Below are 22,043 nucleotides of genomic sequence, written 5' to 3' on the forward strand. Positions count from 1 at the left end.
CGGATATCTCATTAATAGACATCGATGGACATTCTCAGGGTTAGATTATGTTCGCGCTTCAGCCTGCGCGGATAAACTAAAAACGAAACGGCTGCGGCTTTGCCGCGGCTGTTTTCCAGTAAAATTCGACACGGACAGAAGTCATTTGCTTCTTCCGTCTGCCCCTTAATTCTCTTCTTATTATCCTTTCAGCTGTAGTGTTCGGGATCCCTTTGTGTTTTCCTTCTGTGCTGATTGTAGGGTAATAAATGCTGCTTGTGGACGTCGCCCCCGGGCACGGCTGTCGTTAACAGAGCCAGACAAGCTGTCTCTGCCCTCCGGGCTTCCATCCTGACGCGAAAATTCCGCTTGCAGCATCCGTAAACGGATGCGCCGCGTTGTCACGCCGTTGCCTGCGCTCCCGACAACCCGTCGGAAAACCAAAATCACGATGGGTTGCAAAGGGCAACGCCGTTACGCGCACGCGCTTACTGTCGTTGCGGCGGTAACCTGCTCATTTCCTGTTTATGCACTCACCCCTCTGAGTCCATTCGCCGGGGCTGAGACAAGCACAGTCCGCCTTGTGGTCTAGGGACGGCCAGCCTTTCGCAATAAATTTTCTCCGGCCATTTCGCAGGCTCCATTAGACCGGAAAAATTTCCCGCTCCCCCCGGACATCTGCTCCGGTCAGTGCTTTGTTTCGCCCCTGCGGCGAACGGCTCTCAAACGGGTGAAGGTAACAACCAGCCGGAGCGTTCAGCAGGTTCCCGCAAAACGTTAAAACCGCGGCCCCGTCAACTCAACGGGTGAGGGGTTAAATACACAACGAATGCCAATTATTTTCATTGCCTGAGAGGACAAACATTATGATCAGTTTTGCCAGCCGTTATCGCTTACCGTCATCTGTCCGTAAAAACCGTCCGCTGACGAATGAAGAACTTCAGTTAATTGTTCCGAGCGCCTTTTCAGCTGAAAAGCATGATTCGCGTTCAGAGCGTTATACTTATATTCCGACAATCACGTTATTGGATAAATTACGTGATGAGGGATTCCAGCCTTATTATGCAACGCAGTCCAGAACACGGATTGCAGACAAGCGGGAATTCACAAAACATTTACTACGCCTGCGCCGTCATGACCAGATTGACGGCAAGGAAGTACCGGAAATTATTTTACTAAACAGCCATGACGGCTCAAGCAGTTACAAAATGATCCCCGGAATGTTCCGGCAGATTTGTACAAATGGTCTTGTTGCCTGGAAGGATTTTGGTGAAATCAGCGTGCCCCATAAGGGCGATATTATCGGGCGGGTCATTGAAGGTGCTTACGAAGTTTTGCGGACCTTTGACAATGTCGATGAAAATATCGATAAGATGCGCAGTATTCAGCTGACTGAACCGGAGCGATTATTACTCGGGACTGCGGCACTGGAATATAAATATGAAGGGAAAACCGCCCCGATTACGGCAGAGCAGGTTATAAGGCACCGCCGCTGGGAAGATGACCGGAATGATTTATGGACAACATTTAACCGTATTCAGGAAAATGTGATGAAGGGCGGAATAAGCGGTCGTACAGAAAAAGGAAAACGGATAAGAACGCGGGAGGTGACCGGAATTGATGGTGATATTAAGCTCAATCAGGCGTTATGGAGAATGGCACAAGAGATGATTCAATTGAAATCATAATGTCCGTAGCCGCTCATTTATAACCAGTTTTGAAGATATGAGCGGCTTTAATTCATTTAAGGTATCAGCAGTTGATGCTAATATTTTTCCGTGCGCGCCTGTAAAACGCATACCGCATCGAGCGGCACGCATTTTATTCCCCGCCCGCCCCGATGGAAATAAAAGACTTTCCATCTTCCCGCTGCCCCAGGGGCGCCCTGAATAGAACAACTTACCCACATACCCACAATCAGTCATTTTAACCCTGAACAGGTTAAAATGCGCTGCGGCTATTTCACCAGACCTTGGGGAGATAAAATAACCTTGCTGGCTTCATATGGATATGTGGATAAGTCGTTGCCGATATAATACCTACTGAGGTGCTTTCTGATTTTTAATTTCCATGTAAATCTGGTGGACTTCTTTTCCGTACTTCAGTCGTTTTTCCTTCTGCTCAGGTTTTTGAGAGAAGCCTGCATTATATGCGCCGACAGACTCCCACTTTACCCCCCAGCGCTTGAAGGCTATGGCAAGATAATAAGCGCCCGTGTAAACATTCATGCACCGGTCAGAGAACAACGACTGCGGTGTTATACCAAACTGTGAGAGATGAGCAAAGTTTTGTGAGTGGATTTGCATTTCACCCACAGCGTATTTATCAGGGCTAACGATATTCATCGCATGTGAATTCATCGATGACTCCCGGAATGCAACTGCGCGCAGGAGATCTGGATCAATATGATAGTCCCTTCCTGCTGCATCAAAACAATCCGAGGCATTGGCGGTGAACGTGAACATGAAACAAAGCACGGTGACAATCCTTAGCATTATTAATTCCATTAACTCTGACCGTGCTACATCCTCACATTTTCACCAGGAAATGCCAAGTGCGGTTATTCACAAGTCCGGAAAAAGTGACAGTATAGAAATGCCTGCTCCTCTAACCAAAAGACTCACACCCTTCGCAAGATTTCATCTTGCCTGATTAATATTTTAAAACAGTTAGTTAACTTAAGATTGGTTTTTACATTTAAGATTTAGATAAAAGGTAGGTTCTAAGCATACTCTTATAAGAGTGGTTAACGAATCTAGTAAGATTACTATATATATTAAATTATTTTCTTCAGTTGTTTACAGGGATTGCACTCTATGATCTAATCCACCAAATAGTCCTTCAAGAATCACGATAACGAAGGTGTTAACCGTACTAGAGTCTATTTTAGACTCTGCCATAAAAGCTGCACATTTAAGGAATGAATATGCCAAAAATCCAAACATTCGTTAGTTCCGCTATTGAAGAAGAAATCAATAATATCGTTCTGGAGAAGAGAGCTGAAGGCGCAGATAGGTTTGAAGCTAACTTATCTAATACGACATCAATGTTGGTCGAGCTTGGTTTGCGCGTTTATAAACTTCAAAGGAACAGGCAGGAAGATGGATTCAGCCAGGTTGAATTCAACAAGGTCATGCTGGAGAATATGATCAAAACAAGTCTTATATCTCAGAAACTACTCAGAATTTCTTCCAGAAGCACTGAAATCAAAGGGGTTGATGATTTTGAACTTTCTAGAATGTCTGCCCAAATTAAGAGTGGAGTGGACACAATAATGGAACAGTTTTTCCCGCAGATGTTTGAGGATGAATAATATTTTGTGCGCGAATATTCCTAGGGGAACTATCTGGTTTAATTTATAAATAAATTATATATATCGGATCTAATTCAAATAATATAGATAATGACTTTGAGTTTACAACCTTAATGAAGGTATATTAGAGAGGTATTCCGAAACTTGTTAACGTTGGTAATAGAGACGCCCATCTCTATTACCAACTCACCACAAACATCCTACATGAGAGGTTGCTATGGCTATAATGAATATTACTGATTCTATATATTTCCGCAATATCTTTCCCGAACTTACCGACATACAGCGTGAGACTTTGATCCTTTTTTGTACGGGTTTCTCTCTTAAGGACATTTCTCTTTATCGGAGCGTTTCAGTCCAATCGGCTACAAAGACACTCAGTGAGTGTATAAGGCGCTATGATGTACCTTCGCGCGAAGCATTAAGAAATGTCTTTCTTATTAGGTTGTTAGTCGGTGGTCGCGTCTATTTAATGCCTTTGGCAAACGACTAGAACATACCCCCTGGTTCATTTGTTAGGCGCGTTAGTTCTTGGGAGCGCCTAGCATTTCCTCACTCATTCTTTTCTTCTGGCATGTAATGTCGCTCAGAAATCACGTTTTTTTGCTGACATATCTTTACATTAAGGTTGGCGGCTTTTTTGCCAAAATCGATCTGTATCGCAGGTGGGGACTGGGTATTATTAATTCAAATTTAGGTTGATATATACAACTTTGAGTTTTTGAAATTTCGGATTATTATTTATTTAAATCTTATTGCGAATGGAGTCAGGAAAATGAAAAAAAAGGAAATAAGACTTGTTGTCGAGTTGCCATTAACTTTTGACGAATCTCTTTCTGAATCATCGGAAAGAAGTTTTCGTTCCAGAGCTAAAGAAGCGAGTATTCGATTGCAAGACCATTTGAATAACTCTCTTAACTCAATTGTGCCTGACAAAACAAAGGTTGGGGGTACCGTATCCCTTACTGTCGGCATTCCTGTAGATATCAATAAAAAACTTTCGATTTGCGCGATTATCAATGCCAGGGATAAGTCTAAAGAGGCTTCACTTAGAATTCAGGACCACTTGTCGAAATTTTCAGGTATTGCAAGCATTGGGAGGAGGGTAAGTTAAAAAAATCTGTTATCCAGTCATAACGCTATCCGTTTTAGATAGCGTTATGGCGGCGTAACATCGTTACCCGAAACCCTAATTAAAATTTTACATGGAGTAAATTATGAAATTGTCTATCAAGGCAAAGGGTATCTCTGTCTTTAAAAAAGCGAAATCAACCTTCAGCGAAATGAATCAGGCGCGAAAAGCAGCAGGCGGAATTATTCCTGCTCTAGTGGCGCTGATGTTGTTTTCAGGTAATGCGCTGGCTGATGACTTAATGGCTGCAGGTAAAGAAACTGTCACGGACACCTTCGGTGCCAATTCAGCCATTGCCACCTGGATTATCTTGGCAGAGGTAATCGTCGGTATCATCACATATATCAAAACCAAAAATATGTTCATGCTGTTTGGTATTGCGGTCGTTATCGTATTTACCACTATCGGGTTCGGTCTGGCAGCTTAATAGAGATGAAACAATGAATACGGGAAACAATCTTGATAAATACCGTTTCCCGAAAACATTGAGTGAACAGCGCCGCTTTCTTGGATTGCCTTATGATGAAGCTATTCCCTCCATCCCCGTCTTAGTATGGGGGTTGTTAACACACAAAGCATTATTTGGAATGGGGTTAGCGGTGCTGATTTGGTTTTGTATTCACAGTGCGAAAAGAGGGAAGGGCAGTATGTGGCTCTATAACGTCCTGTACTGGTATTTCCCCACCGTCTTATTTCGCACGGTGTTCAAGGTCATACCCGACTCAAGTTTTCGGCAATGGATTAAGTAAATAAATCAGGGACTGTATTATGGAACTTACCGCCCGAAATTCCTCAAATAAGATTATCGCCTGGACGATGGCAGCGCTTTTTCTCCTGCTGGTTCTCGCGCTGGTATCCGTCATTCTGCTGGTCGTGCAAAACCGCTATTTATCGCTGCACCAGAAAATAACTACGGTGCCGATGGCATTCACCGCGCCGTTTTGGACGTCGGAGTCTGAAACCAGTCCGGGTTATATGCAGATGATGTCCCTGTCGTTTCTGTCCCTGCGCCTCAACGTGTCGCCGGAAACCGTCGACGCCCAGCACGAGTTTTTGCTCTCCTTCGCCAGACCCGGCGCACAGGCCGATTTCAAAGTGACGCTCGCCGGCGAAGCGCGTCGCGTTAAACAAAACGAAGTCAGCAGCGCCTTCTATCAGACGCAGATTAAGGTGTATCCGGTGGAAGGCATCGTTGATATTCGCGGCGTGCTTAACACCTGGATTGGTAACGGCAAACCTGCCTCTGAGATTAAACATTATCAGCTCAAGCTCGACTACGCCGGCGGTGTCACCACCATTGCGGCATTCCTGGAGGCTGACGATGCGAAAAAGTAATCGACTCTTTTTAAGCCTGCTGTCGTGCGCCTTCGTTTCTATACCGGCCCTTGCCGTCAACGCGCCCGTTTCCCTGAGCTTTCCGCCGAACGGTCAGTTTCAGCTGACGGTCAGCAATACTAACCCGAACCTTATCGTGATCCCGGGCGACCGTATCACCGGCATCAGCAGCGCGGCGGGCAAGCTGACCGACAAACGCAACACCCGCGACGGCGCGGTACTGTTTTCATCGACCGGTGATAAGCCTTTCACGTTGTTTATCGAAACCGAGCACGGGCAGATTGTATCCGTGCAGGCCACGCCCCGTGCCGGTGAAGGACGCAGCTACCACCTGCTGAACGCTGAACCGGTGGCACGCCCCGCGGCAAAAACGTGGGAAACCAGCCAGCCATATGAGTCCCTGCTGGTGGAGATCAACAAATCCATTCTTAAAAACCGCATGCCGGCAGGGTATGCACCGGCCAGCACAGAATATGACCGCCTGTCTGCGCCTGCCGGGCTGTCCATGACGGCGGAAGAAGCCTGGACCGGCAACGCGCTGCGCGTGGTGCGCTATCGCGTCACCAATCCGTTTGCCTACGCCGTGGCCCTTAAAGAGCAGGATTTCTGGCGGGCGGGCGTGCGCGCCGTGATGTTTACCCCATCGGTGCTTTCCCTGCTGCCGGGCACGTCGGTGACCGTGTATATCACCCGCGCGCAGGAGGTCAGCGATGGCCAATATTAATGCGCTGGTTAAACGTAAGCAGATTGCCCTGCTTATTGCAGCGGTGCTCGGGATATCTGCCGCCGTGGGCGCCGGCTGGTATGCCTCGAACCTGTCTTTTAAGAAGGAACAAAAGACCGCTAAAGCCGCACGCGAACCGGCGCCGGACATGACCGGCGTGGTCAACACCACCTTTGATGACAAGGTGCAGCGCAGTGCTATCACCGAATCTCAGGTCACCAGTAAGGAAGTCCGTAAGGAAATGGATGCCCTGCGTGCGGAGCTGGACGCACTGTCCCGCGACCGTAAGGGCGACCAGCAGCGCATTAACTCACTGGAAGAAGACAACAAGCTGCTGCAGACCCAGCTGGAGGCGGCTAATAACGCGCCGTCCGGCGAGCCGGTACCGTCAATGACTCAGCCGCTGCCCGGCGCCGTTCCGCCGCCGACGCAGTTCTATCCGGGCGCGGGCGTACCGCAGGCGGGGGAAACCACCTTTACCCCGATGCCATCAAAAGCGGGCGGCATTGAAAACACATCATTCAGCTATGAAAGCCAGTCTGCCAAACCGGCGCTGCCCTACATCCCGTCCGGCAGCTTTACCGACGCGCTGGTCATCGAGGGCGCTGACGCCAACGCCGCCGTGACCGGTGCGCAAAACACGGCGCCGATGCAGTTCCGGCTGACCGGCAAAACTCAGATGCCAAACGACAAAGAGTATGACCTGACGGGCTGCTTTGTGACGGCGGAAGCCTACGGCGACGTGTCCAGCGAACGCGCCGAAGTGCGCACCCGTAGCATCAGCTGCAATAAAGGCAGCGACATCATCGACCAGAAAATTCCCGGGCACGTCAGCTTTATGGGCAAAAACGGCATCAAGGGAACGGTGGTGATGCGCAACGGCAAAATCCTGGGATGGGCGTTTGGGGCCGGATTCGTGGACGGCATCGGCAAAGGCATTTCACAGGCCTCGACGCCGCAGGTCGGTCTGGGCGCGACGGCCAGCATGGGCGCCGGCGATGTCGCAGCGGCCGGTGCAGGCGGGGGCGTCAGCCAGGCGGCCAAGACGCTGAGCGATTACTACATCAAGCGCGCTGAGCAGTATCACCCGATTATTCCGATCGGTGCCGGTAACGAAGTCACGGTGGTGTTTCAGGACGGCTTCCAGCTGGAAACCATCGAAGAAGCGCGGCTGAAAAAAGCACGCAGAACGCAGCTGCAGCAGGCAACCAGCAATGCCAGCGATGCGATCAGTACACCTAACATGATGAGTCAGCTGAAAGACTTCAAAGTCGGCGATCTGGTTCATCCGGACATGAATGCAGGGAGCAATGAATGATGAAACCATGTTTTTTATTATCCGCCATTTGCGGCGTGTGGCTGCTGACCGGCTGTGCCGGCGTCAGCGGTGACCTTGAATGTAACGTCACCACAAGCGACCGCTGCATGACGATGGGGCAGGCCAATCAGAAAGCGCGTCAGCTGTCAGGTGACGCGGCGGGAAAGCCGGCTGCGGGCGCACTGCCTGGACTGGTTAACCCGCCGCCGCAGGCATTGGTCACGCCGTCTGCAAATTCGTATGCGCTGCCAGCCCGTCCGGTTGTGGCGGGCGCTGTACGACCTGCTCCGCCGGCACCTGTGCGCCCGGCTCCCCTGAACAGGCCGCGGGTTACCACGTCGGTGACGCCGTTGTCCATGCCGTCCTGCCCGACCGGCCGCTGCGACAACCCCGGTCAGGTGCGCGCACAGCGCTCCGTGGAAGATATTGCCCACGTATGGGTTGCGCCCTGGGTCGATACCGACGACGTCTTTCACCAGCCCGGCCGCGTGTCGTTCGTCGTAAACGATGCCCGCTGGCAGATACCGCAGTCAATTCAATAAGGACGCCTGAACATGGAACGTATCGTTGAAACGCTTAACCGGCTGATGTCGTCTTTTAAAATGCCGGACGGCGCCGCCGAGGCCAACCAGACCCTTGGCGACATGCAGTATCCGCAGATCAGCAGTCAGCTGCCTTATCGTGATTTTGACAAGGAAAGCGGGCTGTTTATGAACAAGGGCTCGATAGGCTTTTTGCTGCAGGCCATTCCGCTTATCGGGGCGAATGAGCACATCATCGGCGTACTTGACGACATGGTCAAAAGCAAGCTGCCGCGCAATACGCCGATCTCTTTTCACCTCGTCTCCAGCCGCGTGATTGGCGAACAGATTGACGCCGGCCTGCGCGATTTTCGCTGGACGGGCAAGGACGCCGATAAATTTAACGCCATCACCCGGGCGTTCTATCAGCGTGCCACGCAAAAGCAGTTCAACAGCACGACCAACCTGCCGCTGACCTTGCGTGATTACCGCCTGTATATTTCGTATGCGATGAAAACCAAAAAGCGTACGCCGGCGGTCATCACTGAATTGACGCACCTGCTCAAGGTGCTGCGCGCCTCGCTGGACTCGGCCAAAATCGCCTGCGTCCCGGCGACACAGGACGAGTTCGTCCACCTGATCAGTCAGATGGTGAACCACCGCGACGGCGAACTGTACGCCGAGCCGGTCAGGGTCGATGCCTTTGATGAACTGAACCGCGTGTGCGTTGACCGCAGTATTAACCTGAAGGTGAAGCCAGACTGCCTGACGGTGTCGCTTAACCAGTCGGGCGGTAAAAAATCGCACACCCGCGTGATGAACTTTATGCAGGAGAAAAACCCGGACATCTTCTTTCTGTGGCAGGGCGGGGACAATATCTGCAACCTGCTCAGCCCCGATCTGAGTATTTCTAACCCGTTCGTCATCACCTTTACGCTCGAGGCCGAAGATCAGGTCAGCACACAGGGCGAGGCGTCGCGCAAATTTTTGGATCTGGATAAAAAAGCCAACTCGGCCTATGCCAAAATCTTTCCCGGCGTGACCAAACAGGCTAAAGAGTGGGGCGACCTGCGCGAGCGTCTGAACAGCAACCAGAGCTGTCTGGTGCGTTACTACTTCAACATCACCACCTTCTGCCCGGACAACGACGACGACGCCCTGGTCTGCGAGCAGCAGGTGATTAACACGTTCAAAAAGAACGGCCTGCAGCTGTATGCACCGACCTATATGCAGATGCGTAACTACCTGGCCATGTTCCCGTTTATGGCGGCGGAAGGCTTGTGGGACGACATGAAAGCCAGCGGCGCGACCTGTCGCACCGAAAGCACGCAGGTGGTGAACCTGATGCCGCTGGTGGCCGATAACCGGCTCTGTGCCGGTGGCCTGCTGGCACCGTCCTATCGTCACCAGCTGGCTTTTTTAGACATCTACGGCACGGGGCTGGGCAACACCAACTACAACATGGCGGTGACCGGCACCTCGGGCGCGGGCAAAACCGGCCTCGTACAGCCGGTTATCCGCAGCGTGCTGGACTCCGGAGGCATCAACTGGGTGTTTGATATGGGGGACGGCTATAAGTCGTTTTGCGAAAACGTCGGCGGCACCTATCTCGACGGCAGTTCGCTCAAGTTTAACCCGTTTGCCAACATCACCAACATTAACGAGTCCGGCGAACGCATCCGCGACCAGCTGGCGGTGCTCGCCAGTCCCAACGGCACGCTCGATGAGGTGCATGAAGACCTCCTGCTCAAGGGCGTGCTCAACGCCTGGAACGCGAAGAAAAACAAAGCGCGTATCGATGACGTGGTGTTCTATCTCGACCAGGAACGCCAGTCCGAACGTTACAGCAACTCGCCGGGGATCACCGGCCGGCTCGACGACATCATCGAGCTGCTGACCAAGTACACCACGTCCGGGATTTATGGCGAGTACTTTAACAGCGACGAACCTTCCCTGACCGACGATGCCCGCATGGTCGTGCTGGAGCTGGGCGGTCTGCAGGACAAACCGGCGCTGCTGGCGGCGGTGATGTTCTCCCTCATTATCTACATCGAAGATAAGATGTACCGCAGCCCGCGCAGCCAGAAAAAACTGTGCGTCATCGACGAAGGCTGGAAACTGCTCAACTTCAAAAACGAGAAGGTCGGCGCCTTTATCGAAACCGGCTACCGCACCGTGCGCCGCCACCTCGGCTCCTTCATCACCATTAGCCAGAACATCAAGGACTTTGACGCCGACGATGCCTCGAGCGCAGCCAAAGCGGCGTGGGGCAACTCGGCATTCAAGGTCGTACTCAAGCAGGATACGGCCGAGTTCAAACAGTACAACCAGAACAGGCCGAATCAGTTCAATGAGCATGAGCGGCAGGTGATTGAGAAATTCGGCGACGCCAAAGACCAGTGGTTCAGCAGCTTTATGCTGCGCATCAACGACACCAGTTCGTTCCACCGGCTGTTTGTCGATCCACTCAGCCGCGCGATGTTCAGCTCGGACGGTAAGGATTTCGAATTTATCCGCGAGCAGCGCAGCCGCGGCGTTGATATTCACGACGCGGTGTATGCCCTGGCTAAACGTAAGTTTGCTGATGAAATGGATGAGCTTGAAAACTGGCAGGAGGCTGCATGACGCCCGATACGCTAACCCCGTCTGACCATCAGTCTGTGACCGTCAAAAAACGCAGTAAGCGTCGCAACCGCTGCATTGTGCCGGTGGCTGTTGTTGCCGCCGGGATGATTGCCCTGAATGCCGCCATTGCCCTGCTGCTTATCCAATGGCAGACGCCTGTGACCGTGACCTTTGATATGAAAGGCACCGTTGACCAGTTTATGACGCAGACCGCGCAGCATCAGCTGACGCAGGGTGAGAGTGATGCCCTGACACTGCGTTTTACCACCGCGCTTGACGCCAGCCTGAAAGACTATCAGCACCGCCATGATGCGCTGATTTTAGTCGCGCCGTCCGTGGTGTCGGGCGTGAAGGACATTACTGTCGATATTCAGCGCGACGTGGCCCGCCGGATGCGCGCTGATAAGGACGCCCGATGAAACGCGCCTGCCTGATTGTGCTTTTATGCGGCCTGAGCACAGCCCGCGCCGCTGACCTCGGCACCTGGGGAGATTTATACCCCATCGCCGAACCCGACCTGGTCGGCACGATGAAGCAGCGGCTGGGGGACATGGAAAAAAGCGGCGAGCTAGCCCAAAAGCAGGACGAGTTTAAACAGCGGGTGATTGAGAACAGCCTGCGGCCGGCGCCTGTCCGGGGGGTGGCCATCGCTCGGGAGAACACCACGCGCCTCTATGACCCGACCTTTATCGTCAGCCAGGACATCAGCGACCATCAGGGCCACGTGTTTGCCAAGAAAGGGCAGCGGGTGAACCCGCTCGACAGCGTGCCCTTTGCGCAGACCCTTTACTTTATTGACGCCGACGACAAGCGTCAGCTGGCCTGGTTTAAAACGCAAAAGTCCACGACGCTGAGTGCCAAAGTCATTCTGGTCAACGGCGACATTGCGCAGGCCACGAAGGCGCTCGGTTCACGCATTTATTTCGATCAGGACGGCGTGCTGACCAAAAAATTTGCGCTGATCGCCGTGCCGGCGCGCGTGACTGCGGCGCCTGACGGTGTTCATCTGCAGATTGATACGTTTGCCGTGGAGGGCCAGCCATGAGCCTGCTGCGCACTTTCACCCTGTTGCTGTTACTGCTGGGCAGCACGCAGACGTTAGCTGCAGACCCGCAGTGCGAAGGCCGGTTTGTCAATCCGATCACCGATATCTGCTGGGAGTGCATTTTCCCGATCTCCATCGGCAGCGTCGCCGTGTCTACCGGCACCGTGGCGGACACCGCCAACCCGGCGAGCCCTATCCAGTTCTGTCCGATGGGCATTTTGTACCGCGTAGGCCTCGCCATTGGCTACTGGGAACCGATGGCTCTGACGGACGTGACGCGGTCACCGTACTGCATGGTCAATCTGGGCGGTTTTAACCTCAACGTCGGCAAGGTCGGCTCCGGCACGGCGGGACAAAGTGACAAGCCGGCGGCCGGCGCGTTTTACCACGTCCACTGGTACAAATATCCGCTGACCTACTGGCTCAATATCATCACCTCCGCCGGTTGCCTGCAGGGCGGTGACATGGATATCGGCTATCTCTCCGAGCTGGATCCAATGTGGAACGACAGTTCTCTGGGCCTGATTATTTCCCCGGAAGCGATGTTGTTTAACAACGTCATTGCGCAGGGCGCCTGCGCGGCGGACGCCATTGCCAGCGCCGTCTATAAACCTATCGATGCGCTGTTCTGGTGTGCCGGTTCGCAGGGCTCGATGTACCCGTTTTCCGGCTGGGTCTCCAACGAGTTCAGTGCCCTGCAGTCCTCGGTGCTGGTCAGTGAGCGCATGGCGTTCAAGTTGCACCGGCAGGGCATGATCATGAACTCCGTCGGCGCCGACACTGCGGTCTGCTTTGAGTATCCGTCCCCTGTCATTCCCAAAGAGCGCTGGCGTTATCAGATGGTCAACATGTATCCGGACGTTGTGCAGTGCCACCCGTTCGGGCAGACGGTCATGCGCTGGGAGGCGGGGCACAACCCGCCGAACGGGCGCAAGAACTTCGGTTATCTCATCTGGCGTAAGCGCAACTGCGTATTTTTGTAAGGAAGCAAGTTATGGACAACATCGATCGTATTACCGAACTGGAGCAGGGGCTGTTTGACCTGCGTCTGAAGGTCATCACCGGTAAATGCCAGCGCCCGTCGGCGCCGTTTTGCACCGAATGCGGCAATGCCATTCCGGCGCGCCGCCGTCAGACGCTTCCGGGCGTGCAGCTGTGCGTGGGGTGTCAGGAAGTGGCCGAGGTGCGTCAGCGCAATTTCGGGGGGCGCGCATGAAAAATTACCGTGCGTTGTTACTGGCCACCCTGTTCACCCTGCCGGCCTATGCTGCCGCGGCGTCGGTACAGGACGACCAGCAGTTTATCAACAACCAGCTTCGCGCCGGTGAGGCAATGCGTCATGCACCGGTGCCGGATTTCTTAAAATCGCTGCCGGGTAATGCGGCGCTTAGCGCCCCGCAACAGTCGTTTATCGAGGGGCTGAGATCTGACACACCGCAGGCTATGCTAGAAAAGCCGGTGCTACAGGCGCTCTATTTTGTGTCGTTCTCAATGCCCGAAGGCGGGCTGAAGGCGCTGGTTCTGGAGGCTGACCGCCTGCGCATCCCGGCCACGCTGCGCGGGCTGGTTAACAACGACTTTCGCCAGACCGCGAATGCGGTACTCAAACTGGTGAATGATGATAAACGCGGCGGCGTTCAGGTTGACCCGACCGCCTACAAGACCTTCGGCATTACGGCGGTCCCCGCGCTGGTGGTGACATGCAACGGTCACTTTGACCGCGTCGGGGGAAACATTGCGCCGGTGCAGGCGCTGCGCAAAATTGCCGAATCTGGCGAGTGCAGTGCGGTCGCGAAACAGCTACTGCTGGCGGCGGGAGAATCGCGATGAATAAAGGTGCGCTTCTCTTTCTGATGTGTTCTGCCATTACGGCGCTGGCGACCCACGCTAACGATCAGTACAACGCAGGTTCAGGGTATGCCAGCAGCATTAAAGACCGCAGCGGGAAGACCATTACCGCGTTTGATCCGTCCGCCGTGCTGCCTGATTACACGGCGAATCCTGCAGAGTCCGGTTACTACGGCGGCGTGACGGCGGGTAGCACCAACCTCGATACGCAAGGTAATCAGGCGCTGGCCACCAGTGAGGCGGGCAAGGCCATCACCGACTCGATACTCAATAATCCGAAAGACCCCATCTCAATGGACGCGCCGTTTATCAGCGCCGGAACGGACGCGCAGGCCAGCGCCGAAAGCGTCACCAACGGCTCCTTTGACGGCTGTGAGGCGCAGCAGGTCAGCAAAACCGAATACACCACGCACATCTGTGAGCGGGATATTAACGTGACGCGCACCTGCACCCGCGATGCCACCACCACCGGCCAATACTATCCGGTCAACGTGCAGAAGACGCTGCAAATCACCCAGTTTTCTTACAACAAAGAGAGCGGGCGCCTGCGTGCCGATTTTGTCTCACCGGTCACCGGCACGGTGCTGGCCGCCAGCTTTGATTTTGTTTTCGCCGTGTCGACCGGCGGTTATACGCAGAGCACGACGATTTCCCTGCTGGGCACGTCGATAACGGTGCCGAAATACGGCAACGGCAGCTACGGACTGAATGCCACGAATTACGCCCTGACGGCCGGGCAAACGCAGAGCGTCTATTTCGTTGTAAACCAGAGTCAGCATCAGGACACGTTTTTAAACGGCGTGCTCAACAACCTGAACAGCGGCAAAACCACCTTCGTACTCAACCTGACCGTGATGCTTCAGGAGCAGGAGTGGCGGGGTCAGCCCGCCTGGCCTGGCGCGTGCGCACTCTCGCAGGAAGTGGGCGCTGCGCTGGTCAGCAGCACCTGCTCCGTGGGCGGCGGCGAGCGTCAGGTTGTGGTCGACGGCGTTGCGCACAACGTGTACAGCGACTGCTGGCAGTACACCGACACCTACCGTACGCAGGAGGCCGATGAGGGTTCCTGTGCCACCTATGCCGCCAATTCCGCCTGCACGCTGGCCACCCAGCAATGTGCGTATTCGCTTGACGGCATCTGCCTGCATCAGAACGTGACCTACAGCTGTGAGGAGAAAATCACCGGCTCGGGCATGGTCTGCGGCGGCGAATTCTTCTGTACCGAAGGCACCTGTGCGCAGGCGGTGAACGGCCAGAGCGACAGCTTCCAGAAAGCGGTCTCCCAGCTGGCCGCCGTGGCCGCCGCGGGTCAGGACGTCGCGGAAATGAACGACGTGAACGTCAGCGCCTTTACCGGCCGCGGCCAGTCGTGCCGCAAGGCGGCGGTGGGCTTTAATAACTGCTGCAAAGCCTCCGGCTGGGGCAGCGACATCGGGCTGGCCAACTGCAGCAGCGATGAAAAAGCGCTGGGCAAGGCGAAAGAGCGCCTGCTGACCGTGGACGTCGGCGAATACTGCAGCAAGAAAGTGCTGGGCGTGTGCCTGGAGAAAAAGCGCAGCTACTGCGTGTTCGACTCCAAGCTTGCCCAGATTGTGCAGCAGCAGGGGCGTCAGTGGCAGCTGGGTATCGGCTTTGGTTCAGCCGAATCCCCGAACTGTTCCGGGATAAACGTCGCGCAGCTGCAGGCGCTGAACTTCGCCATCATGGATTTTAAAAACTTCTATGCCGATCTGGAAAACGGTTCGGCCATCCCGGACGACGATGCCCTGGCCGGGCGTATCAAAGAGCAGGTTGCCGCGCAGATGCAGCAGGCGGGAGGCGGAAAATGAGACGCGCACTCTGTCTGCTCCCCCTGCTGCTAACGGTCACGTCTGTACACGGCGACCAGCCGGCGCTGAACGATTCGGTCGGCTGGCACTGGTACAACGAGCCGCAGGAAGAAGATGAGCCCGAACTGACGACACCGGCGCCTGCACCTGCCATGACGCCGTCAGAGCAAAAGGCGCAGCTGCAGCAGGCGACGAAAGCCGCGCTGGACACCGCCATTTTGTACCCGACGCCGCAGAACTTTAAGCGCTACATGACATTGCAGAACTTCTGGACGGGCAAGGCGGGCGAGTTCAGCCAGTCGGCCAAGCAGGCCATGCTGATGTACCCGGAACTGGACTACAACCTGAAGTTCAGCCACTACAACGGCACGGTGCCCGCGCAGCTGCAGGCCGATAAGGCAAAGGCAAAAGACGCCATTGCCCGACTCACCACCGACCACGGCCTGTTCTTCTTTTACCGGGGTAAAGAGCCGCGCGACAGCCTGCTGGCCAGCCTGGTGAAAGACTTCTGCGCTGAGAATGGCATCAGCCTGATGGCCATCAGCGTGGACGGGGCAATCAGCCCGACGCTGCCGCAAAGTCGCACTGATACCGGTCAGGCTCAGAGAATGGGCATCCGCTATTTTCCTGCGTTGTTTCTGGTCAACCCGCGTGATGAAAGCTATCAGCCGGTGGCCTACGGGTTTATCACGCCCGATGACCTGTCGAAGCAGTTTTTAAACGTGGCCACCGGCTTTAAGCCGAACTTTTAAGGGACTAAATCATGATGCGTAAACGTATTAAAACGGCCTGCCTATCGGCACTTTTACTGAGCGTCACCGCGCAGGCGTCGACCTGGGATGACATCCGGGCGATAGAGGCGGAGAAAGGAAATCCTTCCACGTCAGCACCGGTTGAGACGGTTAACCCCGCCGTAAAACCGGCCCGCTGGTCGACACTGACCAACGGCCAGCGCGTCAACCTGGCCGACTGGCGGGTGGTGGTCTTCATGCAGTCCACCTGCGCGTACTGCCACCGGTTTGACCCGATGCTGAAAGCGTTCTCGGAGGAAAGCGGTCTGTCGGTGACGGCGTTCAGCCTCGATGCAAAGGGTGATGATGCCTTTCCTGATGCCCTGCAGGCGACGCCGGAAGTGATGGTGCAGTTCTTCACGCCGGGCATGCCGGTGGCCACGCCGACCACGTTTTTAGTCAACGTTCATACGCTGGCCACCTATCCGCTGCTGCAGGGCGCGGTGGATAAACCGGCGCTGGCGTCCCGTCTGGATGAAGTGTTTCAGGTGGCGATGAGCGGGAGAGTGAAATGAGGTTTTCTTTCTACATAAAACAGCCGGGCAGTCAGCCGGACTCGCTGTTTAAAACGCTGTCGCTGTATCTGATTTTAGCGGGGCTAGTCGTGATGGTATTAGCGGCGTTTTCAATGGGTGTCTGGGGACACTGGTCAACGTTGTTATTACCCCGTCTGTCGACGCAATGGCTGGTCTGGGGGGCAAGGGGTATAGGGCTGGGCTGCACGGGACTGATGCTGCATGACATCGTTCGGTTTATGACGAACCGGTGGCAGAAATACCACCAGCGCAAAGGCGGCACACGATGAAGAGAGCGACACTCACCTGTCTTATCGGCTTGCTGTTCGCCTCACCGGCTTACGCGGATGTGAACAGCGACATGAACAACTTCTTCGGCAAGCTGGGCTTTGACGGCAACACGTCCCGACCGCAGGTCTGGCAGGGACAGGCCGCGGGCTACGCCAGCGGTGGCTCGATGTATATGCGCACCTCCGTGCGGCAAATTCAGATGGTCTCATTGTCGCTGCCCAGCATGAGTGCTGGCTGCGGTGGGATTGATGCCTATCTGGGTTCTTTTTCACACATCAACGGCGAAGAACTGCAGCGGTTCGTGAAGCAAATTATGGGCAACGCTGCGGGCTACTTTTTTGACCTGGCCCTGCAGACCACCGTACCGGAAATGAAGCAGGCCAAGGACTTTCTGCAAAAGCTGGCCTCCGATGTGAACAGCGCCAATATGTCGAGCTGTCAGGCGGCGCAGGGAATTGTCGGCGGGCTGTTTCCGCGCACGGCGGTGAGTCAGAAAAAGGTGTGCCAGGACATCGCTGGCGAAAGTAACCTGTTCTCCGACTGGGCGGCATCTCAGCAGGGCTGCACGGTGGGCGGCAGCTATGACAGCGTCACCAATAAGGCCAGCGACAAGACCAAAGACCAGGTTATGAAAAACAAAAACGTGATGTGGGACGCTATTAAAGAAAAGGGCATGTTCAGCAGCAATCAGACGCTGGCGGAGTTTGCGATGAGCCTGACCGGCTCGCTGATTTATGACGCCAACGGCCAGATAAAGATCCTGTCGCCGATCACCACTAACGAAGACGTGCTGAAAGCGATGATGAACGGCGGTAACGCGACCATCTACGCCTGCGACAGCAGCGATCTGTGCCTTAACCCGAGACTGACCAGTATCACTATCAGCGCAACTAACTCCATGAACGGCCAGGTGATCGCCCTGCTTAAGAGCATTCAAAACAAGGCGGTGACTGATGATCCGTTGTCCGTGGCTGAAAAGGGCTTTCTGGAAGCCACTAGCATTCCGGTGCTGCGTTATTTGGTCGATCCGTTGTCAGTCAATATCGGCCCCGCCGTGGTGTACCAGCTGGCCGATTACATCGGCTACGACATCATGATGCAGTACATGAATGAAATGATTAAGCAGGTTCGTACCCTGATCGGCGGGAAAAGCTATCCGGGCGAGGTTGCCGATCAGCTGGATAAAAGCCTGACGCAGGCGACCACGCTTATCGCCGAACTGCAGACGCGGGTGCAGATAAAACAGGACGCCTTGATGGCAGTAGAGCGGCAGATGAGTTACCTACGCCAACAGGTCTCAAGCCGTCTTATTCAGCGCTATCAGGGCAACTACCGGTATACGGGAGAATAAATATGGACGTTATTTACACCATCAGCGGCGGCGCATGGTTCCGGGATTCGTTAAATGCCGTGGCGGCGTTTATGCAGTCTGACACCGGGCGCAGCCTGATGACAGTTGGCACCGTGCTGTCGGTCGTGACCTGCGCGGTGGCCTGGATACGCACCCACGATATGTTAACGCTGGTGAAATGGGCAATGATCCTCACGATAGTTCACGTGCTTGTCGGCGTCACGCGGCCGGTGCAGATCATCGATGCGACCAGCCCGCATGAAGTGTATCAGGTGGATAATGTCCCTGTGGGGCTGGTTCTGCCGGCAACGGTGATCACCACCGTCGGTCACGGTCTGGTGGCCGGGTATGAGCTGTTTATGCACCAACCTGATGCGCTCTCGTATAACGAAACCGGCATGCTGTTTGGTGCCACGCTTATCGGCAACAGCACGGACTATGAGTCGGTCAGCGCCGAGCAGTCTGATTTGTTTGCGGACTATGTGCAAAACTGCGTGGTCGGCGACATGCTGCTCAATAAGAAGTACAGCATGAATGACCTGATGAACAGCGAAGACCCGTATACGCTGATTTTCAGCAAGCCCAGCCCGCTGCGCGGGATGTTTAACGAGTCGGGCAACTTTATGACCTGTCAGGAGGCGGCTGTACTCCTGCAGAAGATAATGAACACCGACGCCAGCGTGGGGGGCACGACGTGGACGTATTACGTGCGTAAATATCTGGGTAATAAGCCGGAACGTGCTGCGCTGTACAGCCAGCTGATGGGCGACAGCTACCAGTATTTTTACGGCGCAGGCAAAAGTGCCAGCGAGATTATGCGGCATAACGTGACGCTCAATGCCCTGCGTCACGGCTTTGCGGGCTATGCGGCGCGCAACGGCGATACGGCGAGCCTGGTCAATCTGTCGGCGGAGTCTTCCTTTGCCAAAATGCGCATGGCACAGGCCACCAGTGCCAGTATTGCCACCCGCACGCTGCCCGTTATGCAGACGGTGCTGACCGGCGTACTGATTGGTCTGTTCCCGCTGCTGCTGGTGATTGCGATGATAAGCACGCTGTCGTTCGAGGTAATGAAAGGCTATGTCTTTACCTTTGCCTACCTGCAGAGCTGGCCGGTGCTGTTTGCGATTCTGAATAACGCCATGAACTCGAACCTGCAGGAGAAAACCAGCGGCATTGCGGTGACGCTGTCCAACCTGTCAGAAAGACAGCAGATGTTCTCCGATGTCGGGACAACAGCAGGCTGGCTGGCCTTATCCATTCCCTTCCTTTCTTTCTATCTGGTGAAAGGACTGGGCAATGGCGTGTCGCAGGCCGGCAGCTATCTGGGCTCTGCATTGCAGAGTTCGTCCTCACAGTCGGCGTCTCAGACGGTGGACGGGAACTGGTCGTTTAACAACATGCAGACGGACAACGTGCAGGGCGGTAAGTGGGACACCAACAGCAGCTACGCCAATGGTCAGATAACCAATCAGACGGATACCGGTGCGACGGTGACGCAGACTGCCGGCGGCGGTACGGTTTACAACACCACGGGGGCGATGTCGAAGCTGCCGATGGATATCAATTTTGGGAAGGCTGAGAGCAGTGCGGCACAGCGTTCTGGCCGTGAAAGTTTGGCGGAGTCACAAACCCACCTGTCGGGCTACAACCACTCAGTGAACAGTGCCTTTAATCAAGCGAGCCAATTCTCCCAGCAGTATGGCAATAGCTCGACGATGAGCAGCGGCGCGGACAATGCGCAGAGCATGAGCGATACGATCGCGGTGAACAAGATGGTCTCTGCCGCCAAAACCTATGCGCAGAAAAACAATATGAGCTTTGCAGACGCGTGGAGCGAGATGGATTCGAAGACACGCCAATTGCAAATTAACGGAGGGATTCGTGGAAGCGTCGGAATTGATTCCAATAGGCAATTTGCGGGCAAGATTGCTGGTTTTGTCACTGGAGCTAGCCTGAAAGGTGACATCCATGCGGGCATAGAAGGCACAGCAGCGTCTGGCAGTCAGGACTCAATGAGCAAGACGGGAACGTCGGGCCAGGATTTCTCTGCAGATAAAAACAGTCAGGAACTTAACGATTTCCGTGAAGGGCGTGACGTGCTCACTAGCCACCGGACGTCACAGTCGGGCAGTCATGCGGACAACACGGCAAACTCCAGGCTGGAGCAGCTGAGTGCCACATTGGCCGAGGCGGACAGCCAGTACCAGCAATATACCGATAGCATGACCCGCAGTCATGAATACAGCCAGATTGCATCTCAGTCTGAAACCATGAGTGCGCAGACCCAGAGTAATTATGCGCAGGAGTTTGTGGGTTATGTTCAGGCTCAGGCACCTGAGCGTGCAGAGGAAATACTGACCAATACGGCCAGTCCGGAAGTACGAGCAGACAGGGAACAGCTTGCAGAACAATTCATGATGGACAAAGTGCATTCCCGTGTTGAAGGGAATTTCGAGGCGAATCGGGCCTCTCTTTCTGAAGGCATGCCGACAGTGCAAAACACGGTAGCTCCTGCGGCAGGCAATGCCTATCAGCGGGGCGAAGCCGACATCGCCAGCCGTTCCAATAACGCGGCGGTTCGCACGGACAGCACCGGCCGGGCCAGTGCTATGATCAATGAAAATAATCAGACCATATCTTCAGAAAGGCTGGAGATAAATACAGTAAAAGATGGTATAAATAATAATCGGGATAACCTGAAAGCTGACCATCAAACGGCAGAAAATACGTACTCGGCCGAACACGATAAGGCGCAGCAGGCTCAGGACTCCTTACTTCCTCGTGTCAGTGATATTAGGGAAGACACGAAAAAATATTCGACCAACTTAAAGGATGAGGGCGGTGCTCAATGAATATTACCAATAAGATGATCAAAGAAGACGTGGCTATGCTATCGCGCGTTTTTTTGAGCCAAGAGTGTGAAGTGCCGTCGTTTTGGAAATGCATGCGCCTGGGGCTTGGCATTTTTGTGGGGTTGGTCTCCTGGCAGACTTTATTTGCGCTCACCACTGAAAACTTTAGCGGTGGCTTTTCAATCGTTATGGCTGTCGGCCTTGGTTTTATTATTCTTTTAAGTTGCTTTGGTATGAGTGCGAAATATTACTCGTTACCTGTTGAAATAAGGGAGGGGTCAGTTGTTATTCGATTTGTAAAAACCAAGATAAAATATTATGCATCTTTCGTGCTGCTGATGTATGTGGTGTTTACCCTGGCTCTTAGAATGACCGATGTTTTTATACCTATCGCGTGCGTAATGTTTTTATTCATAACTTTATTTATTACATTCTTCATTTTTTTAGCTGACATGGGGCGTTACGACCTGTCACTTTTCAACGCCGCCATAGCGGCGTGGCGGGGTGACGAGTCCGAAAGTGACCTGACGAAAACCGACTAAATACTGACTGATTTTGACTGCTAAACCTCACG

Annotated in this window: 23 protein-coding genes; 22 read left to right on the forward strand and 1 reads right to left on the reverse strand. The window is 54.1% G+C overall.

Going from position 1 to position 22,043, the window contains the following annotated elements; translation table 11 throughout:
* Positions 1-845: 845 nt before the first annotated feature.
* Positions 846-1,667, forward strand: coding sequence for a DUF932 domain-containing protein (locus IV433_RS22025; protein WP_195815945.1), 822 nt, complete (start codon positions 846-848; stop codon positions 1,665-1,667).
* 351 nt (positions 1,668-2,018) lie between these two features.
* Here the strand turns inward: IV433_RS22025 and IV433_RS22030 are convergent, their stop codons facing one another.
* On the reverse strand, positions 2,019-2,474 hold the full coding sequence (locus IV433_RS22030) for a transglycosylase SLT domain-containing protein (protein WP_229893642.1): 456 nt from the start codon (positions 2,472-2,474) through the stop codon (positions 2,019-2,021).
* Between the two features lie 431 nt (positions 2,475-2,905).
* Here IV433_RS22030 and traM point away from each other — a divergent pair, with 431 nt between their 5' ends.
* From traM to IV433_RS22135, 21 genes are all read left to right on the forward strand, one after another.
* Positions 2,906-3,292: a conjugal transfer relaxosome DNA-binding protein TraM gene (gene traM / locus IV433_RS22035; protein ID WP_195815947.1), complete on the forward strand. Its 387-nt coding sequence runs from the start codon at positions 2,906-2,908 to the stop codon at positions 3,290-3,292.
* 775 nt (positions 3,293-4,067) lie between these two features.
* Positions 4,068-4,406, forward strand: a complete 339-nt coding sequence (locus IV433_RS22040; protein ID WP_195815948.1) for a TraY domain-containing protein — start codon at positions 4,068-4,070, stop codon at positions 4,404-4,406.
* Between the two features lie 103 nt (positions 4,407-4,509).
* Entirely contained in the window at positions 4,510-4,851 is a 342-nt protein-coding gene (locus IV433_RS22045) for a type IV conjugative transfer system pilin TraA (protein ID WP_195815949.1), read from the forward strand.
* A gap of 13 nt (positions 4,852-4,864) precedes the next feature.
* Complete coding sequence (traL, locus tag IV433_RS22050) at positions 4,865-5,173, forward strand: type IV conjugative transfer system protein TraL (RefSeq protein ID WP_195815950.1); 309 nt, start codon at positions 4,865-4,867, stop codon at positions 5,171-5,173.
* A gap of 19 nt (positions 5,174-5,192) precedes the next feature.
* The gene (gene traE / locus IV433_RS22055; protein ID WP_195815951.1) at positions 5,193-5,759 is read left to right on the forward strand and encodes a type IV conjugative transfer system protein TraE; all 567 of its coding nucleotides are present in this window, start codon (positions 5,193-5,195) and stop codon (positions 5,757-5,759) included.
* The gene (traK, locus tag IV433_RS22060; protein ID WP_195815952.1) at positions 5,746-6,483 is read left to right on the forward strand and encodes a type-F conjugative transfer system secretin TraK; all 738 of its coding nucleotides are present in this window, start codon (positions 5,746-5,748) and stop codon (positions 6,481-6,483) included. Before traE ends, traK begins: the two co-directional genes overlap by 14 nt.
* Complete coding sequence (gene traB, locus IV433_RS22065) at positions 6,470-7,801, forward strand: F-type conjugal transfer pilus assembly protein TraB (protein ID WP_195815953.1); 1,332 nt, start codon at positions 6,470-6,472, stop codon at positions 7,799-7,801. Before traK ends, traB begins: the two co-directional genes overlap by 14 nt.
* On the forward strand, positions 7,798-8,343 hold the full coding sequence (traV, locus tag IV433_RS22070) for a type IV conjugative transfer system lipoprotein TraV (RefSeq protein ID WP_195815954.1): 546 nt from the start codon (positions 7,798-7,800) through the stop codon (positions 8,341-8,343). Before traB ends, traV begins: the two co-directional genes overlap by 4 nt.
* 12 nt (positions 8,344-8,355) lie before the next feature.
* Positions 8,356-10,947: a type IV secretion system protein TraC gene (gene traC, locus IV433_RS22075; protein WP_195815955.1), complete on the forward strand. Its 2,592-nt coding sequence runs from the start codon at positions 8,356-8,358 to the stop codon at positions 10,945-10,947.
* Positions 10,944-11,366 (forward strand): type-F conjugative transfer system protein TrbI, encoded by a 423-nt coding sequence (trbI, locus tag IV433_RS22080; RefSeq protein WP_195815956.1) that lies wholly within the window; start codon positions 10,944-10,946, stop codon positions 11,364-11,366. The genes traC and trbI overlap by 4 nt, the downstream gene beginning before the upstream one ends.
* Positions 11,363-11,992, forward strand: a complete 630-nt coding sequence (gene traW / locus IV433_RS22085) for a type-F conjugative transfer system protein TraW (RefSeq protein WP_195815957.1) — start codon at positions 11,363-11,365, stop codon at positions 11,990-11,992. The genes trbI and traW overlap by 4 nt, the downstream gene beginning before the upstream one ends.
* A complete protein-coding gene (gene traU / locus IV433_RS22090) occupies positions 11,989-12,975 on the forward strand; it encodes a conjugal transfer pilus assembly protein TraU (RefSeq protein WP_195815958.1) in 987 nt (328 codons plus the stop codon). The genes traW and traU overlap by 4 nt, the downstream gene beginning before the upstream one ends.
* Positions 12,976-12,986: 11 nt before the next feature.
* Positions 12,987-13,208 carry a TraR/DksA C4-type zinc finger protein gene (locus IV433_RS22095; protein WP_104925408.1) on the forward strand — a complete coding sequence of 74 codons (222 nt, stop codon included), beginning with the start codon at positions 12,987-12,989 and terminating at the stop codon, positions 13,206-13,208.
* Positions 13,205-13,822 (forward strand): type-F conjugative transfer system pilin assembly protein TrbC, encoded by a 618-nt coding sequence (gene trbC / locus IV433_RS22100; protein WP_195815959.1) that lies wholly within the window; start codon positions 13,205-13,207, stop codon positions 13,820-13,822. The genes IV433_RS22095 and trbC overlap by 4 nt, the downstream gene beginning before the upstream one ends.
* The gene (traN, locus tag IV433_RS22105; protein ID WP_195815960.1) at positions 13,819-15,666 is read left to right on the forward strand and encodes a type-F conjugative transfer system mating-pair stabilization protein TraN; all 1,848 of its coding nucleotides are present in this window, start codon (positions 13,819-13,821) and stop codon (positions 15,664-15,666) included. Before trbC ends, traN begins: the two co-directional genes overlap by 4 nt.
* On the forward strand, positions 15,663-16,418 hold the full coding sequence (traF, locus tag IV433_RS22110; RefSeq protein ID WP_195815961.1) for a type-F conjugative transfer system pilin assembly protein TraF: 756 nt from the start codon (positions 15,663-15,665) through the stop codon (positions 16,416-16,418). The genes traN and traF overlap by 4 nt, the downstream gene beginning before the upstream one ends.
* An 11-nt stretch (positions 16,419-16,429) precedes the next feature.
* Positions 16,430-16,972: a type-F conjugative transfer system pilin assembly thiol-disulfide isomerase TrbB gene (gene trbB, locus IV433_RS22115; protein ID WP_195815962.1), complete on the forward strand. Its 543-nt coding sequence runs from the start codon at positions 16,430-16,432 to the stop codon at positions 16,970-16,972.
* On the forward strand, positions 16,969-17,262 hold the full coding sequence (locus IV433_RS22120) for a hypothetical protein (RefSeq protein WP_195815963.1): 294 nt from the start codon (positions 16,969-16,971) through the stop codon (positions 17,260-17,262). The genes trbB and IV433_RS22120 overlap by 4 nt, the downstream gene beginning before the upstream one ends.
* Positions 17,259-18,614, forward strand: a complete 1,356-nt coding sequence (traH, locus tag IV433_RS22125; RefSeq protein ID WP_195815964.1) for a conjugal transfer pilus assembly protein TraH — start codon at positions 17,259-17,261, stop codon at positions 18,612-18,614. The genes IV433_RS22120 and traH overlap by 4 nt, the downstream gene beginning before the upstream one ends.
* A gap of 2 nt (positions 18,615-18,616) precedes the next feature.
* Positions 18,617-21,469 (forward strand): conjugal transfer mating-pair stabilization protein TraG, encoded by a 2,853-nt coding sequence (traG, locus tag IV433_RS22130; protein ID WP_195815965.1) that lies wholly within the window; start codon positions 18,617-18,619, stop codon positions 21,467-21,469.
* The gene (locus tag IV433_RS22135; protein WP_195815966.1) at positions 21,466-22,011 is read left to right on the forward strand and encodes a hypothetical protein; all 546 of its coding nucleotides are present in this window, start codon (positions 21,466-21,468) and stop codon (positions 22,009-22,011) included. The genes traG and IV433_RS22135 overlap by 4 nt, the downstream gene beginning before the upstream one ends.
* Positions 22,012-22,043 lie beyond the last annotated feature (32 nt).

Origin of the sequence: Rahnella laticis (assembly GCF_015644585.1) — a bacterium.
GTDB classification, from domain to species: Bacteria; Pseudomonadota; Gammaproteobacteria; order Enterobacterales; family Enterobacteriaceae; genus Rahnella; species Rahnella laticis.